Raw genomic sequence first — 15,268 nt, 5'->3', positions numbered from 1 at the left:
GCGAGCTCATCAAACCCGCCGGCTTCCTTGTAGCCATTCAAGAAATGCGCAAAGCGCGCCGACTCACTCCAGAGGAAGGGATGCGGTATTCGGGAGAAATCCCCAGCTAGCGACCGTCGCTCCCAATCTTCCAACTTGTCGTCCAAGTGTGTTGTTACCGCCGTTATCCTGATGAAGACGTTCGCTCTGGTGCGGGACGACCGCAAGTCCTTTTTGCAGGGTTTTGGTGACTAGGTCCACGACCGGAGAGACTCGAACGCCTGGCGATAATCAAATTCCGCAGCTTCGAAAATTTCAGTTTATTGGGTCAGCGATAGGTTTCGGAGGATCTAGTTTCTGTTGTCGGTTCCCTGCTACGAAAAGGGCACGCGTTAATTATATCCACCTGATTTTATTAAACTAAACAGCAAAATGGGGGGCGAGGCAACGTCGCTAAGGGAGAAAATCACTGTAATTTCCCTGTAAACAGGCAGAGACGGGTTCGCCTCAGACTGCGTCCTTCACCAGCAAGATCAAAGGCTTGGTGACTGAGATAGCCTGTCGGCATGTTGCAGCACTGATGGACTGGTTTTCGGTGATTTTCACGGACGCGACCAAGCAAGCAGCCTAACTTTAGTTCCATAGAAAAGTCCATCCCTGAGGTCTCAGGAGCGAGCTTTAAGCATCTACAGCCGCGAAGAGAATCGACCTCTTGCAAGTACAATTCCAGATCGAGCGATGGTTCCCAGTCGATCCGTTACGGTCTGAGTTCGGCGCCGCCAACTCAACCAAGCCGGCCGTATCCTAGCTGGCAACCAGGGGCACCGTGACGGTCGTGGCGTAATTTATCGGATACTGGTCGAAATACGGGAAAGCGATGACGAAGGCATAGCTGGCGGTCAGATGCGCCATCTTGAAACCGCCGCTGGCAGGGTCGGTCGCGATCGTCACAATGACGTTCTTCAGACCCAGGTTCACCAATTTCTGCGTGGCGATGGCCTGGATGTCGCTCTGCGAAAGCGTGTTGTTCAGCTGGAGCGCCCGGGAAGAGGTTTCCAGTATATAGCGGACGGTCGACACGGCATTCATGGCCCAGCCGAAGGCGAAGATTCCGAACAAAAGCATGACCAGGAAAGGCGCGATCAAGGCGAATTCCAGCCCGGCTGCGCCGGAGCAGTCACGGCGCCACCTGGATCCGATCCTTTCAGCGGACACGGATCACCTGCTGATGACTGATCGCGCGCGGGTCCGGGAAGACACCGAAGTTAAACGGGGGCACCCAGGTGCCCGTCGCCGTGATCTGGACGAAGACGGTCGGCAGCTTCGTTCCGCCGCAAATGGTGGTCGCATCCACGACCGTGGCGCCGCACAAATAGGAGCGGACCAGTACGACCGCGGCGTCCTCGGGCTTGTCGTTCCAGCTCGAAAGCGCGACCGCCTGCGTTCCGGTGTCATTGGACGCGCCGGCCATTACGAGATTGGCCGCGGTTTTAACGCCCGCGCGCATCTGCAGGTAACTCGTCACGTAGGACCAGCCGTCGGCGATGCCGAGGCAGACGAGGCACAGGATAGGCAGCAACATGGAAAACTCCACGGCAGCTATCCCGGATTTGTCCCGGACAATGCGCAAGGTCCGCCCACCCATCCGGCTACTCGACGAGCTGAACGGACTGCGTCGCCGGAATGTCTTCCATCCCTAGACTGGTGCAGTCCTGCTTGATGGTGGTACTGCCGGACCATTGGATGGTGTCGGCGACCACCTGAGTGCAGCCACCGTTCCCCGAGAAGTTGCCAAGGTAGTTGACCTGCTGCCTGGGAAAATAGATGGCGCCTGTCAAAAGCGAGTCCGCGGTGCCATTGAAGGTGCTCTGCGCCGCAGTCCCGGTCCTGTCGCCGTAGAACAGCACGCCGGAATAAGCTCCGGAGGTAGGCGCGCTCAGCGTCACTTTGGCGTTGCCGTTCATGCTGACGGTGTTGCTGCCTGCCATGAAGATGGTTACGCCGCTGCCCGCGACGACCGCGTTGGCGTTGACCTTCATACCACCCTGCACGACGTAGACGCCGGGCTGCAGGGTGACGTTGCCGCTGAGGCTCATGCCGCTGCAGTAGGTGCCAGGCTGGAGTGTTTGCGACGTCTTGTTGCCGTTGACAGACTTGCACGGGTTGCCGGCTGTCGGCGTCGCCAGGCCGGAGAAAGGATCGGCTGCCGGCAAGGCCTGGGTGATGTTGGACTTGCAGACCGTGGTCGCTGGATTGTTCAGCACCATGCCGCCGACGGTGATCAGGCAGTCGGCCTTGAGCACCGCCGAGCCCTGTGTCTTTATGGCGTCCGAGGCAATCGAGTCCGACATGACCGAACAGCCGGTGAGGTTTACGGTGGTGTTGCCGGAAAAGAGCGCAGCCTGGGAGGCCGACTGACTAAGCGCCAGCACGCAAGCCTTGGAGGCGTCATTGATCAGCGCCACCGCCCTTGCCTGTTCGGCAACGGGCGCCTGGTTGAAAATCGCCGTGAAGTAGCGATCGAGGTTCTGCTTGACGATGACCTCCACCGCCTTCTTTGCGGTGTTCGGGCCGGACAATGGCGGCGTGTTGACCTGGATCGTGCCCGGCGTGGCAAAATTGTTCGAGGTCGCGGACTGCGTGGCGGCGGCGATGATGGTCGGGTTATCGGAACCCGCGACTTTCTCGAGCGCACCGGCATAGGCCGCGGCATCGGCAACGGCCTGCAGCTTGAGGCTGCTGTAGTACCAGAAGGATGTCTCCACACCGAGGCCGGCGCCGCCAACCACGACCGGCAAGGTGAAGGCAACGATGACGGCAACGTTACCGTTCGTGGCGCGCGTTGGGCGGCCCAAAGCAAACCAAATCCGGGTGAACGCGTTGGATGCCATATGTATTAGAAACCACGAATAGATAAACGAATGTCTAAAAACTCCATTCCGATTCGACGTAGTCGAACGTGCTAGGCGCAATTGCAGCGACCGCGCATCATCCTGTCGGAGGTACCGCCCCAGAATCGATGAATGCGAAATATGCCGCTATCGCGAACTTTGTTGTCGACCAAGTGACATTTAAATGCCCCCTCTGCGAAGAAGCTATCGACAAGACAGAGGACACCGCGCTGCCCGGTAAGGGGAAAGATCGGCTCACGCCGCCTCAGGAACTTTGTGCAATCCGTCCGGGGCTGGCTTTGAGTGCCACACGCCCGAAACCAACCACTCCAGCCACGTTCAGTCCGTGAGGCGCCCACGAAACAACGTGGTGCCGTCGGTCAGCTGCGACCTGGAAATATCCCGGAACCCAGCCTCGGCCATCCACCCGCGATACTGACCTTCCGTGTACGATTCGCCTGCGCGGTAAAGGTTCAGGAAGGTGAGATTGAGAAAGACACCCTGAGGCGGGCCGAGACGGTCGTCATCGACGACACCCCACCCCGCAATTGCGATCTCGCCTCCTTGGGTGAGGCAACGCGCCGCGTTCAGGATCGAACTGCGCGCCTGGTCCGGCGGCAGGACCTGGACGACGGCCTTCAGGATTGCCAAGTCATGCCGGCCGGTCGATGGCGCGACCGTTATGTCGCCTTCTTCGACAACCACATCGCCGGCACCGTATTCCGACAGGATCGCTGGTGCGACCGCTGCGACCGTCGGGAGTTCCATCAAAGTCGCCGCAATATGCGGCCATCGCTCGCGAAGTCCGACCAGAATGGTCCCGGCGCCGCCGCCGATGTCGATCACCGAACGGACCGCCGAGAGGTCCAGCTCACGGGCCAGATTCCGGCCGAAAATCACCCCTCCCGGTGCGAGCATGCGGCTGAAGGCCGCTGCGGATTCTGGCCCCGCTTCGGAAAAGTCGTGCAGCGCGGCCGGCCGGTTCTGCCGCAGCGACTCTGCGGTCAAAAGGTCGGCTCCCCAGAGTTCGCGCAGCAGCACATGATCGCCGCCGCGATAGGTCGGCTTGGACGCGTCGAGAAACTCCGACGATTCGGCTCCGTTGCGAAACTGACCATCCTCGAACTCGAGGAGACCGATGCTGGCGAGCGCGTAGAGGAGCCGCGACAGACGAGCGGGCTCGACTTTGAGCGCTGCCCCAAGGCTGTCGGCAGTCGCAGCATCGCCGCCGAGCCGGGTGAAGATGCCAAGGTCCAGCCCGGCACGAAGCGCCAAGGCAGGGGGCACCCCTGCGATCAGCTTGTCGATCCGATCGGAATCCACCATGTCATATCCCGTTGTGCGATCCAGGATCGACTTTGAACAGCTCGGCCAACCTCGTCAAATCAGTTCACCAGCGCGTCGCTCTCCACGTCGAACAGGTTCAGCTTGGCGGTATCGGGTTCGACATAAAGGGTATCTCCGGGGCCGGCGCTGATCCTACCAGCGCCCGCGACCGTTGTGCGCCGCCCCGGCATACCTCAAAAACCGGCTGTGATGATGGCTGGCCGCGCCTTCGAACGCTACGCAGGCAAGGCCAGCAGCGCCAGTCCGGCCAGCGCCGAGCCGGCCAATGTCGGCAGCATGCCGATCCTCAGTTTCAGCATGGCGACCATAGCGGCTGCCGCCAGCAGCGCGGCACGCCAATCCAGCGACGACAGCACCGGCACCTCCATGCCCAGGCCAACGCGGTGCACCGCGCCGAAGACGACATGAAGTGCGAACCACAGCGCAAGGTTCATCACCACGCCGACGACAGCCGCTGTGATCGCACTCAGCGCCGCCGACAGTGCCTTGTTGCCGCGCAGCGCCTCAATGTAGGGGGCACCGAGAAAGATCCAGAAGAAGCACGGCACGAACGTCACCCAGAGCGTCAGCAATGCGCCGAGCGATCCGGCGACAAGCGGTCCCATCGCACCGGCGTGACGATAGGCGGCGACGAAGCCGACGAATTGCAGCACCAGGATCAATGGTCCCGGCGTCGTCTCGGCCAGGCCAAGCCCATCGACCATTTCACCCGGCGCCAGCCAGCCGAACGAGGTCACCGCTGCCTGCGCGACATAGGAGAGTGCGGCGTAGGCGCCGCCGAATGTGACCACCGCCATCAGGCTGAAGAAGCCGCCAAGCTGTGCCCAAACACTGGCAGGGCCGGTCAGCGCCAGGATCAGTACGACCGGCCCGAGCCAGATCGGCAGCCAGATCGCGATGGTGCGCGGCGCGTGCCATTTCGTCGGCTTGGTGTGAGCGAGTTCGCCGCGTTCGAACATGACGTCGACGGCGCCCCTGACATCGGGCAAATTGTCCTTGCCGCGTGCGGCTGCGGAAAAACGCGCCGGTGCCAAGCGGTTGCCGATCCAGCCGGTTAGCCCTGCAACCAGGATGATCAGCGGAAACGGCAGCCTGATGACATGAATGGCAAGGAACGCGGCCACCGCGATCGCCATCATCACCCGGTTCTTGAGCGCCCGTTTGCCGATGCGGAGGACCGCCTCGACGACGACGGCCAGCACCGCCGCCTTGATGCCGAAAAACAGCGCCTCGATGACGGGCGCATCATTGTAAAGCACGTAGAAGATGCTGAGGCCCAGCATGACAAACGCACCGGGCAGCACGAACAGGATGCCGGCAACGAGGCCGCCGGCGGTCCGGTGCAGCAGCCAGCCGATATAGATGGCGAGCTGCTGTGCCTCGGGGCCTGGCAGAAGCATGCAGTAGTTGAGCGCATGCAGGAACCGCTGCTCGCCGATCCAGCGGCGATCCTCGACCAATTCCTTGTGCATCAGCGCGATCTGTCCGGCCGGCCCGCCGAAGGAGAGCAGGCCGATCCTTGCCCACAGTTTCGCGGCTTGGCGGAAGGTCGGGACGATCGGAGCCTCGGTAGCCTGTGCATCGTCGTCCGCGGCGAGGGCGCTCATGGCGCTTTGCCCGCGCTGGGCCAATTGTGGGTTTCGTCAGTGGCATCGCGGCACCATCTGAAGAACGCATCGTAGAGCAGCATGCCGGCATCAAGCTGTTCGAGATCGTCGCGGAACATGCGCGACAGCCCGAGCGATGCAGCGAGGAACCCGGCCGCGTGCGGTACGAGATCGAGGCGCGCCGTATCGGCTGCACGCACGATCAGCGCAAGGCGATCGAGCGCTTCGGACTGCAACCCGAACTCTTCGATCATCGTGTCGAAGGTGCAGCGCTCGCCGCGATGGCTCCAGAACACGTCGTCGATGTCGAAGGCAACCGCCCCAAACCGATCGGCGGCCGCCAGCACTTCAGACGGCTCGACAAACAGGAACACCGCCGAGGGATCGACGAAGCGGCGGATCAGCCAGGGACAGGCGATGCGGTCGACCTTGGGGCGGGCACGCGTCACCCAGACCGTGCGGCCCTTGTCGTCGCGGGGCGGTATCTTGTCGGCCTTGACCAGAACCCCCTTGGCCGCCTGCCACGCCTCGAAGCCGCCTTCAAGGGATTCGGCAGCAATGCCCTCATGGCGCAGCCATGCGGCAACGCCTTGCGAAAGCTTCAGCCCCTTCTGGCAGATGACGACAGCATGAGCCCCCGTGAATTCGGCAGCCCAGTTCGAAACAGACTTGAAGTCGCGCCGGCACGAGGCCGGAAGCAGGCGCGGATCGGCGTCGTAGTCTTCGTCGATGCGGACATCGACAAGAACAGGCGCGTCGGACAGACCGACAAGGCGGGAAAGCTGCGCTACGGTGATTGCGGTTGTTGACGGCATGGCGTCCACCTCCAGCGTGAGAGTTTGGACGCGATCATTGGGCTGACGCCTCACGGGGTCGTCGCGAAGGAACCCCTTGCCACAATGCTGGATTGATCCTTCGCCTTTGTCAAGGAAAGAGCGGCGCCGGGGGACCGCGCCTACTGCGCCGTCCAGCCGCCATCCATCGGCAAGGTGGTGCCGGTGATCTGTCTGGCTGCGTCAGAGCACAGGAACAGAGTCAGCGCGGCGAGCTCCTCGACGGTGACGAATTGCTTCGTCGGCTGCGCTGCCAGCAGCACGTCGTGCTTGACCTGTTCCTCGGTCATGCCGCGCGCCTTCATCGTGTCGGGGATCTGTTTTTCGACCAGTGGCGTCCAGACATAGCCGGGCGCGATGGCGTTGACGGTGATGCCGTCCTGCGCGACTTCCAGCGCTACCGTCTTGGTCAGACCCGCTATGCCGTGCTTGGCCGAGACGTAAGCCGACTTGAACGGCGAGGCGACCAGTGCATGCGCCGACGCGGTGTTGATGATGCGGCCCCATTTGCGCGCCTTCATGCCGGGCACCACGGCCTTGATCGCGTAAAAGGCGGCAAGCAGATTGATGCGGATGATGGCTTCCCACTTGTCGTCGGGAAACTCCTCGATTGGCGCGACATGCTGTATCCCGGCATTGTTGACCAGAATGTCGAGGCTGCCCAAGGCCTGCTCGGCTTCGCGCACCATGGCGGTCACCGCTGCGCCGTCCATCATGTTGGCGCCGGAGTAGCGGCACTGGACGCCGAAATCCTTCTCGATGCCGGCGCGCTCCTGTTCGATCGCCGCGGCTTCGCCAAGGCCGTTGATCGTGACGTTGGCGCCCTCGGCGGCAAGGGCGCGGGCAATGGCCAGGCCAATGCCGCTGGTCGATCCGGTGACGAGCGCATTCTTCGAAGAAAGGGAACCCATGGAGATCTCGCGACTGTTGGGAGGGACTACAAAGACACATAGTTTGTGCGCCGCAACATGACAACGCCATAACCATATGCCGGCGCTGTTACAGCCCTAAAACGCGCTTTGCCGGCCTCGCCGAGCGCCGTCTCAAGGCTGACCACGTCAAGGCTGACACGGCAGTGTTATGGTGCGGCGCAACATAGTCGGCCGCGCATTCGCGCAGTCATTCCTGAACCATCGATCCAACGAATAAGGGGGCTGTAGCTTGAAATCGCCGATGTCGTGATGCGTGCCTATGCCATGCCGCTCACCAACCGTCCTTTCCGCCCGGCCCGTATCGCTTCTTAGATCCGACGCCTTGAGCTATCCCGCAATCTCCAGCAGGGCCGATACCAGCAAGCGGCGTTCGTCGGCGGAAAGCACGTCGGAATCGAAGAGGTTCATGCTGCGCAGCCCTTCGATGGCCAGAAAGCAGACCAGCAGCGTCTTCAGGTCCGGCGTCTCGCTCTTCAGCCGCTGCAGCAGCTGCGACTTGAAGGCTTTTATCGGCGTCAGGAAATCCGGATCCTCGGCGATCGCCGAGAATATCCACGAAGCCGTCGGCTTCGGCTCCTCGCAATCATCCGCCGAGAGCCGGATATAGGTGGCGAGCAGGCTCTCGCCGCTGGCGCCGGCGACACGGCCCGATTCCAGCGCCAGCTCGAACGCGCGCAGGTAATTCTCCACTAGGCCCTGCATCAGTTTGGCCTTGGTCGGAAAGTTATATAACAGGCCGCCTTTCGACACGCCGGCGCGGCTGGCGACGGCGTCAAGCGACAGGCTGCCGGGACCGGTCTCGCGTGCGACATCGGCGGCGGCGGCGAGTATCTTGTCGCGCGAATTTGCCCTTTGGGTCTTCATCGATCCCTTCCCCCGCACCAGCCTAGGCGGAATTGACAAGACCGTCCAGACGGTACAGTAAGTTCGCCGTCATTTGTAATCGGGACCTGGCGTCGATAAGTGTCCCGCTATTCGGCTATTTTGCCGGACATCGGCCGAGGGGACAGTTCGTGAAGCGCTTCATCTCTATCACCGCAATTCTGCTTCTGCTCGCTCTGGTGTGCGTCGGCGTTGTCGGCTTCAACCTGTTCCGCGACAACGCTATCAAACAGTATTTCGCCACCATGAAGCCGCCGGCGACGACCGTATCGACGGTTGTCGTCAAGCCTTCCGACTGGACGCCGGGGGTCGAGGCGATCGGCACGGTACGCGCCGTGCGCGGTGTCGACCTTACCGTCGAGACCAGCGGCATCGTCAAGGACATCCTTTTCCATGCCAACCAGAAGGTGCCGGTCGATTCGGTCCTGCTGCAGCTCGACGATGCCGTCGAACGCGCGGATCTGGTCGCGGCCAAGGCGCAGTCCGTGTCCGACAAGACGGCGCTCGAACGCGCGCTGGAGCTGCAGCGGCGCGGCGTCGGAACGGATGCCACGCTCGACACCGCTCAAGCCGCTGCATCGGCCTCCGCCGCGCAGGTCAACAAGCTGCAGGCCGTGCTCGATCAGAAGCAGCTGACGGCGCCGTTCGCCGGCACCGTGGGCATCCCCAAGATCGACCTCGGCCAATATCTCTCGCCCGGCAACGCAGTGGTGACCTTGCAGGATCTGGACACCATGCGGGTCGATTTCTCGGTACCCGAACAGCAGCTGCCGCTGCTCAAGATAGGCCAGGCGGTGCGGCTCGGCCTCGGCGGCACCAGCGGCGGCGCCGACATGCCGTTTGCCGGCTCCATTCGCGGCATCGATCCCAAGATCGACGCTTCAAGCCGCCTGGTGTCCGTCCGCGGCGAGGTCGCCAACCCTGACGGCAAGCTGACGCCCGGCCAGTTCGTCCAGGTTCGCGTCGAGCTGCCGCAGGAGAAAAACATTCTGTCCTTGCCGCAGACGGCATTGACGTCGAGCCTCTATGGCGACTTCGTCTTCGTCGTCGTTCCGGCGAAGCCGGCGGAAGGCGCCCCAGCCGCGAAACCCGAGGAAAAGCCTGCTGCAGGGGCCGACGCAGCAAAGCCGGCGGCAGATGCAAAGCCGGCAGACGCGAAACCGGCTGCCGAAGACGCCGCGGCGAAGCCCGCGGACAAGCCGGCTGTCGACCCCGCGAAGCCCGCGGCAGAACCGGAAAAGCCGGCGCTCGTGCTGTCGCAGGTGTTCGTGAAGCCCGGCCGCCGCAACGACGGCATGGTCGAGATCATCGAGGGCATCAAGGCCGGTGACGAGGTCGTCACCGCCGGTCAGAACCGTCTCTTCAACGGCATGTCCGTCGCTGTCGACAACACCATTGACCCCAGCAAGTCGGCTAACCAGCAGGCTCAGCAATGAACTTTTCCGACATCTTCATTCGCCGGCCGGTCCTCTCCACCGTCCTCGCCTGCATGATCCTGCTCCTGGGTTTCCAGGGCATCTTCAACCTGTCGATCCGGCAGTATCCCAAGGTTGACGAGACGGCGATCACCATCACCACCGCCTATCCCGGCGCCAGCGCCGACCTGATCCAGGGCTTTATCTCCGCCCCGATCGCGCGGGCCGTCGCCTCGACCGAGAACATCGACTACGTCACCTCGTCCAGCCGGCCGTCTTCGAGCACTGTGGTCGTCCAGATGAAGCTCGGCTCCAATCCGGATGTCGCGCTCACCGAGGTCCTGTCGAAGGTGCAGGGCGTACGCGGCACCTTGCCGGATGCATCCAAGGATCCGGTCATCGTCAAGGGCACCGGCCAAGAGTTCGCGATGATGTACATCTCGATGCAGAATCCGAACATGAGCAAGGAGCAGCTCACCGAATATATCGAGCGCGTCGTGCGGCCCCGCATGTCGACGGTCGAAGGTGTCGCCGACGTGCAGATCTTCGGCGCCGAGGAATATTCGATGCGGGTCTGGATCGACCCGGTCAAGCTTGCTGCGCGTGGCGTCACCGCCGCCGAAGTGCTGGCGGCGATCAACAACTCCAACTTCCTGTCGGCGCCCGGCAACACCGAGAACGAATATGTCGTCTCCTCGATCACGGTTCGCTCGACGCTGCAGACGCCTGAGGCCTTTGCCGAGCTTCCGCTGCGCTCGACGGACGGCCAGGTGGTGCGCTTGCGCGACGTGGCGCGAGTCGAGCTTGCCGCCGAGAGCACCGACACGAGGGTGAGCTTCAATGGCAAACCCGGCACCTTCCTCGCCATCTTCCCGACGCCGGCCGCCAACCCCCTGACAACGGCGGAGGCGATCCACAAGATCGTGCCTTTGATTCAAGAGACGCTGCCGAAAGGCATGACCATCGAAATCGTCTACGATTCCACCGAACAGATCAGCGCCTCGATCGATGAAGTGTTCAAGACCATCGCCGAAGCCGTCGCCATCGTCGTCGTGGTCATCCTGTTGTTCCTCGGCTCATTCCGCTCGGTGATGATGCCGATCGTGACCATCCCGCTGTCGCTGGTCGGCGTCTGCTTTCTTTTGTTTGCGGTCGGCTATTCGATCAACCTTCTGTCGCTGCTGGCCATGGTGCTGGCCATCGGCCTTGTCGTCGACGACGCTATCGTGGTGGTGGAGAACATCCATCGCCACATGGAGGAGGACCACATGTCGCCGATGCAGGCGGCCTTCAACGGCATGCGCGAGATTTTCTCCGCCATCGTGGCCATGACCATCACGCTCGCCGCCGTGTTCGCGCCGCTGGCCTTCACCGGCGGCCTAACCGGCGCGCTGTTCCGCGAGTTCGCGGTGACGCTCGCCGGTTCGGTGGTGCTGTCCGGCCTCATAGCCGTCACCATCACGCCGATGATGGCGGCGCGTCTGCTAAAGACGGGATCGCACAGTCGCTTCCAGCGCGTCGTCGACGGAACCTTCAGCCGTGTCGAGCATGTCTATGAGCGGGCGGTCACCGCCTCCTTGAGAAATCGACCGGTGACGCTGCTGATGGTCGTGGCGCTGGTTGCGCTCACCGGCTTCATGTTCACCAAGACCTCGAGCGAACTGGCGCCGGAAGAGGACCAGGGCTTCCTCTTGTCTATCGTGACGGCACCGCGCTACGCGACCTCGGACTACACCGAGACCTACGTCAACCAGATCCTCGGCCTGGTGAAGGACATTCCCGAAACCAGGGCGCAATTCTCCGCCGTTGCCTTTGGCGGAGCCACCAACGGCGCCTTTGTCGGCTTCGCCTTTAAGGATTGGGCCGAGCGCCAGCGCAACTCAAAGGAGCTTCAAGCCGATATCCAGGGACGCCTCGGCAAGGTGGCCGGCGTCGAGGCCTTCGTCTTCGCGCCGCCGACGCTGCCGGGCTCCGGCGGCGGCCTGCCGATCTCCATGGTGGTGCGCTCGACCGGTGGTTCCGCCGAGGTCTACGAGGCGGCCGAGCAGATTAAGAACAAGGCGCAGGCCTCCGGCCGCTTCATCGTCGTGCAAAACTCGATGTCCTTTGACGCTCCGCAGGTGACGGTGACCATCGACCGCGACCGCGCGGCGGCTCTCAACCTGCCGATCGCCGACATCGGCCAGACGCTGACGCTGCTGGTCGGCGGCGCCGAAGTGGCTCAGTTCGACCGCGACTCCAACAGCTACGACATCATCCCGCAGGTGCCGAAGGAATTCCGCGACAATCCCGAGAAGCTCGGCGAATATTTCGTGCGTAGCGTGACCGGCGAAATGGTGCCGCTTTCAGCGGTGGTGAAGATTTCGACCAACGCCGCGCCGGCCGCGATCGAGCAGTTCAACCAGCTGAACTCGGCGACGATATCAGCGCTGCCGCTTCCCGGCGTCACCACGGGCGACGGGCTGCAGACCCTGGAGAACCTTGCCAAGGAGAGCCTGCCCGATACCTTCTTCATCGATTATTCCGGCCAGTCCCGGCAGGAGAAGGAGCAGGGCAACACGATCCTTATCGCGTTCGCAGCCGCCGTAATCGTCATCTATCTGGTGCTGGCGGCGCAGTTCGAAAGCTTCCGCGACCCGCTGATCGTCATGATGGCGGTGCCACTGTCGATCTTTGGCGCCATCGTGCCGCTCAATCTGGGGCTTGGAACGCTCAATATCTACACGCAGGTCGGCCTGATCACACTGATAGGTCTGATCACCAAGCACGGCATTCTTCTGGTCGAGTTCGCCAACCAGCAGCGCGAGTTGCATGGCATGAGGCGGCGCGATGCGATCGTCGCCTCGGCCAAGGTGCGCTTGCGGCCGATCCTGATGACGACAGCGGCGATGGCGCTCGGCGTCGTGCCGCTGATCGTGTCCAGTGGTGCAGGTGCGGCGGCGCGCTATTCGATGGGCCTCGTGATCTTCACCGGCATCCTGGTCGGAACCATGTTCACCCTGTTCGTGGTGCCGATGTTCTACACCTTCATCGCCAGCAAGGACCTGCCGCACCACGCCGAAAAGCCAGACCCGAAGCTGATGCCGGTGCACGCGGACTGAGCGCGAACGGCGTCAGCGAACAAACGAAAAGAGGCCGGAAATTTCCGGCCTCTTTTTTTGACTGGATTGATTTACCGCGAAGCCCCGATGGAGCTCCAAGGCGGGAACTTGCGGTGCGGCATGACCTGTCCGGCTGCGCTGCACCATCGCTCCAAACGCAGTCTGCTACTTGACGATGACGATGCTGGTGTTGGTCGGGCCGAAGGTTTCGACCAACTGGTAGAAGTCGGCGGCATTGTCGGGATGCAGCCGCACGCAGCCATGCGACGCCGGCCGTCCCAGCCGCTTGATGGCGTTGGTCGCATGCACGGCGTAGCCGCCGCTGAAGAAGACCGAATGCGGCATCGGCGCGTTGTCGTATTTCTTCGAATGCCACATCTCGTGCATGCGAGTCGGCTTGAACGAGCCGGTCGGCGTGACATGCGCACTGTCGCCGGTCGAGACCTTCCAGGCGAAAGTCGTCCTGCCATCGACCAGCACTTCCATGGTCTGCTGCGACAGCGAAACACGCGCGACGATCTGGTTAGCCGCGGCATGGGCGGTGCTGTTGGCGGCGCCAAGCAGAAGCGCGGCGCCGGCAGCGGCGGCGGTGACGTTGATGAGTTTGACGGAAATGGCTTTGTACATGATGGCTCCCCTTTGCCGGCCCGGCCGGCGTCAATTCGATGGCCGCTTATCCCTGCGTCATGTTTCAGGCTGATTTCGGTTGACGCTCGTTTGTGTTTCGAATCTGTTTCCTCGGGTTAACAAGCAAGGTGGACAACAAGGAGCGTGCTCCCGTCTTCGCTGCGCACTCCCGATCACGCACCGCGCCCCCAAACGAAAGTGCTGATGTCCTTATATGAAAGAAGATTGGCTTCGCTCGAAACCGACTTGCAACAAAGCGCGGCCTGGGCGGCATGATCTGGTTACAGGCTCGCGGCACAGTCATCCCAACGAGAACAGCCGGCGCCAACGAAAATGAGCATCAAATCGACCACCCTATCCTGGCTCTTCAGGATAAGCATCGCCGCATTTGTCGTCGGCGGCATCGGCACAGTAGCCGGCACCCCGATGACGAAACTGGCGGTGATGAATTCGGGTGAGATTTCGACGCTGCATGCCGCGCTGTTCATAGCCTTGGTCTGGATTGTCTCCAGTCTGCGCATCAACCGTCTCAGGGCCCTCTGGCGGGTCGGCCTTGGGTTGAAGTGGATGCGCGGCCCCTCCGGCAACTTGCTGCCGAGAGGACCGAAGGCCCGCGTCGCAACGGGGGGCTCCGTGGGCGACGCGGGCACTTCGGGTTTATCCTGAAGCACCCGCGGTTCTGATTTTTGGGGACAACCGATGAAGACGAAATCTGCAGCCTCCGTGCTTTCGGTACTGCTCTATGCACAAGGCCTGCTCGGCTTTGCCGGTCTCGCCACGGTTCTTCTGAAGGACCGCGCGCATGCCGCCAGCGAAATCGTAGTCGCCAGCGAATTGCCGTCGGGACCATCGCTTCTGGTGGTGCGCTGACGCCTATGCATGGCGTCCAAGATTGCGCAGCTTTTTTGGGCGAGCCGAGGAACAATCCAGCCTCCCAACCCTCAGTCGGCGCGCTGCGTCGGCGGGTCGAACCGGTAGCCTGCGCCGCGTATAGTTGTGATGGTTTCGGTGTCGAGCTTGCGGCGCAGCCGCACGATGCGCGAATCGATCGAGCGGTCGAAGGCATCGGCATTTTCGGCGGGCGCCGCCGCAATGATGTCGTCGCGCGTCAGCACCTTGCGCGGGCTGGCCAGAAACAGCCTGAGCAGCGCCACCTGGCCCGGCGACAGCTGTTCTTCCGTACCCGAACGGTGCATGACGATGGCCGACCGCAAATCGACGGTGGCATTTTCCAGCACGATCAGTTCCTGGGCGGACCTGCCGCGCCGCGTCAGCAGGCCGCCGATGCGCGCGGCAAGCTCCCTGACATTGAGCGGACTTTCGACGACATCTGCGGCGCCAAGCTCGAGCGCCAGCACCTTGTCGACCAGATCGGCCGGCCGGCAGATCAGGATGAAATCCGGCGCCGCCTTCCCGTCCGCGCTCTGGCCGCCGCCATAACGCCTGAGCAGGTCCCGCCCCTCCGCCTGGCTGAGGCTGTCGCCGACGATGACGATATCGATGCCTCCGGCCGAAAGCAGGGATTCAGCTTCCCAGGGCTGCCGCGCCTCGCGCACGTCATGGCCGCGCCGGTCGAGATGATCGGCAAGATCGCCGGCCACCACATCGGCGACGGAAACCAGCGCGATGACGGATCGTGCAGCCATGTTTTTCT

At 62.5% G+C, this 15,268-nt stretch carries 14 protein-coding genes; 4 read left to right on the top strand and 10 right to left on the bottom strand.

The window, feature by feature from the left end:
• Positions 1–783: 783 nt before the first annotated feature.
• From NKH54_RS08385 to NKH54_RS08350, 8 genes are all read right to left on the bottom strand, one after another.
• A complete protein-coding gene (locus NKH54_RS08385; RefSeq protein WP_353028004.1) occupies positions 784–1,194 on the bottom strand; it encodes a TadE/TadG family type IV pilus assembly protein in 411 nt (136 codons plus the stop codon).
• Positions 1,184–1,624 carry a TadE/TadG family type IV pilus assembly protein gene (locus NKH54_RS08380; protein WP_353028003.1) on the bottom strand — a complete coding sequence of 147 codons (441 nt, stop codon included), beginning with the start codon at positions 1,622–1,624 and terminating at the stop codon, positions 1,184–1,186. The genes NKH54_RS08385 and NKH54_RS08380 overlap by 11 nt, the downstream gene beginning before the upstream one ends.
• A gap of 4 nt (positions 1,625–1,628) precedes the next feature.
• Positions 1,629–2,834, bottom strand: a complete 1,206-nt coding sequence (locus NKH54_RS08375) for a pilus assembly protein TadG-related protein (RefSeq protein WP_502907485.1) — start codon at positions 2,832–2,834, stop codon at positions 1,629–1,631.
• Between the two features lie 375 nt (positions 2,835–3,209).
• A complete protein-coding gene (locus NKH54_RS08370) occupies positions 3,210–4,196 on the bottom strand; it encodes a methyltransferase (RefSeq protein ID WP_353028001.1) in 987 nt (328 codons plus the stop codon).
• A 236-nt stretch (positions 4,197–4,432) separates the two neighbouring features.
• Positions 4,433–5,824 (bottom strand): chromate efflux transporter, encoded by a 1,392-nt coding sequence (chrA, locus tag NKH54_RS08365; protein ID WP_023711692.1) that lies wholly within the window; start codon positions 5,822–5,824, stop codon positions 4,433–4,435.
• Positions 5,821–6,639 carry a chromate resistance protein ChrB domain-containing protein gene (locus NKH54_RS08360; protein WP_353028000.1) on the bottom strand — a complete coding sequence of 273 codons (819 nt, stop codon included), beginning with the start codon at positions 6,637–6,639 and terminating at the stop codon, positions 5,821–5,823. Before NKH54_RS08360 ends, chrA begins: the two co-directional genes overlap by 4 nt.
• Before the next feature lie 140 nt (positions 6,640–6,779).
• Entirely contained in the window at positions 6,780–7,568 is a 789-nt protein-coding gene (locus tag NKH54_RS08355; protein WP_023714996.1) for a 3-hydroxybutyrate dehydrogenase, read from the bottom strand.
• Between the two features lie 348 nt (positions 7,569–7,916).
• Complete coding sequence (locus NKH54_RS08350; protein WP_023693712.1) at positions 7,917–8,453, bottom strand: TetR/AcrR family transcriptional regulator; 537 nt, start codon at positions 8,451–8,453, stop codon at positions 7,917–7,919.
• A gap of 149 nt (positions 8,454–8,602) precedes the next feature.
• Between NKH54_RS08350 and NKH54_RS08345 the strand changes: the two genes are divergently transcribed.
• Together NKH54_RS08345 and NKH54_RS08340 are read left to right on the top strand one after the other, a co-directional pair.
• Positions 8,603–9,907 (top strand): efflux RND transporter periplasmic adaptor subunit, encoded by a 1,305-nt coding sequence (locus NKH54_RS08345; RefSeq protein WP_023693711.1) that lies wholly within the window; start codon positions 8,603–8,605, stop codon positions 9,905–9,907.
• On the top strand, positions 9,904–12,987 hold the full coding sequence (locus NKH54_RS08340; protein ID WP_353027999.1) for an efflux RND transporter permease subunit: 3,084 nt from the start codon (positions 9,904–9,906) through the stop codon (positions 12,985–12,987). The genes NKH54_RS08345 and NKH54_RS08340 overlap by 4 nt, the downstream gene beginning before the upstream one ends.
• Positions 12,988–13,152: 165 nt before the next feature.
• On the opposite strand, the gene NKH54_RS08335 is transcribed toward NKH54_RS08340, so the two are convergent.
• The gene (locus NKH54_RS08335) at positions 13,153–13,614 is read right to left on the bottom strand and encodes a L,D-transpeptidase (RefSeq protein ID WP_353027998.1); all 462 of its coding nucleotides are present in this window, start codon (positions 13,612–13,614) and stop codon (positions 13,153–13,155) included.
• Between the two features lie 333 nt (positions 13,615–13,947).
• On the opposite strand from NKH54_RS08335, the gene NKH54_RS08330 reads away from it, so the two are divergent.
• Both NKH54_RS08330 and NKH54_RS08325 read left to right on the top strand, forming a co-directional pair.
• Positions 13,948–14,280 (top strand): hypothetical protein, encoded by a 333-nt coding sequence (locus NKH54_RS08330; protein WP_023670061.1) that lies wholly within the window; start codon positions 13,948–13,950, stop codon positions 14,278–14,280.
• 33 nt (positions 14,281–14,313) lie between these two features.
• Positions 14,314–14,484 (top strand): hypothetical protein, encoded by a 171-nt coding sequence (locus tag NKH54_RS08325; RefSeq protein WP_023670062.1) that lies wholly within the window; start codon positions 14,314–14,316, stop codon positions 14,482–14,484.
• Between the two features lie 71 nt (positions 14,485–14,555).
• Here NKH54_RS08325 and NKH54_RS08320 read toward each other — a convergent pair whose 3' ends face one another.
• Positions 14,556–15,260, bottom strand: coding sequence for a response regulator transcription factor (locus NKH54_RS08320; RefSeq protein ID WP_023701370.1), 705 nt, complete (start codon positions 15,258–15,260; stop codon positions 14,556–14,558).
• Positions 15,261–15,268 lie beyond the last annotated feature (8 nt).

The sequence above is a fragment of the Mesorhizobium sp. M1004 genome (genome assembly GCF_040318795.1).
In the GTDB taxonomy this organism is placed as follows: Bacteria; Pseudomonadota; Alphaproteobacteria; order Rhizobiales; family Rhizobiaceae; genus Mesorhizobium.
The sequence above is the reverse complement of the archived record's forward strand: the minus strand, read 5'-3'. Positions and strand labels throughout refer to the sequence as shown.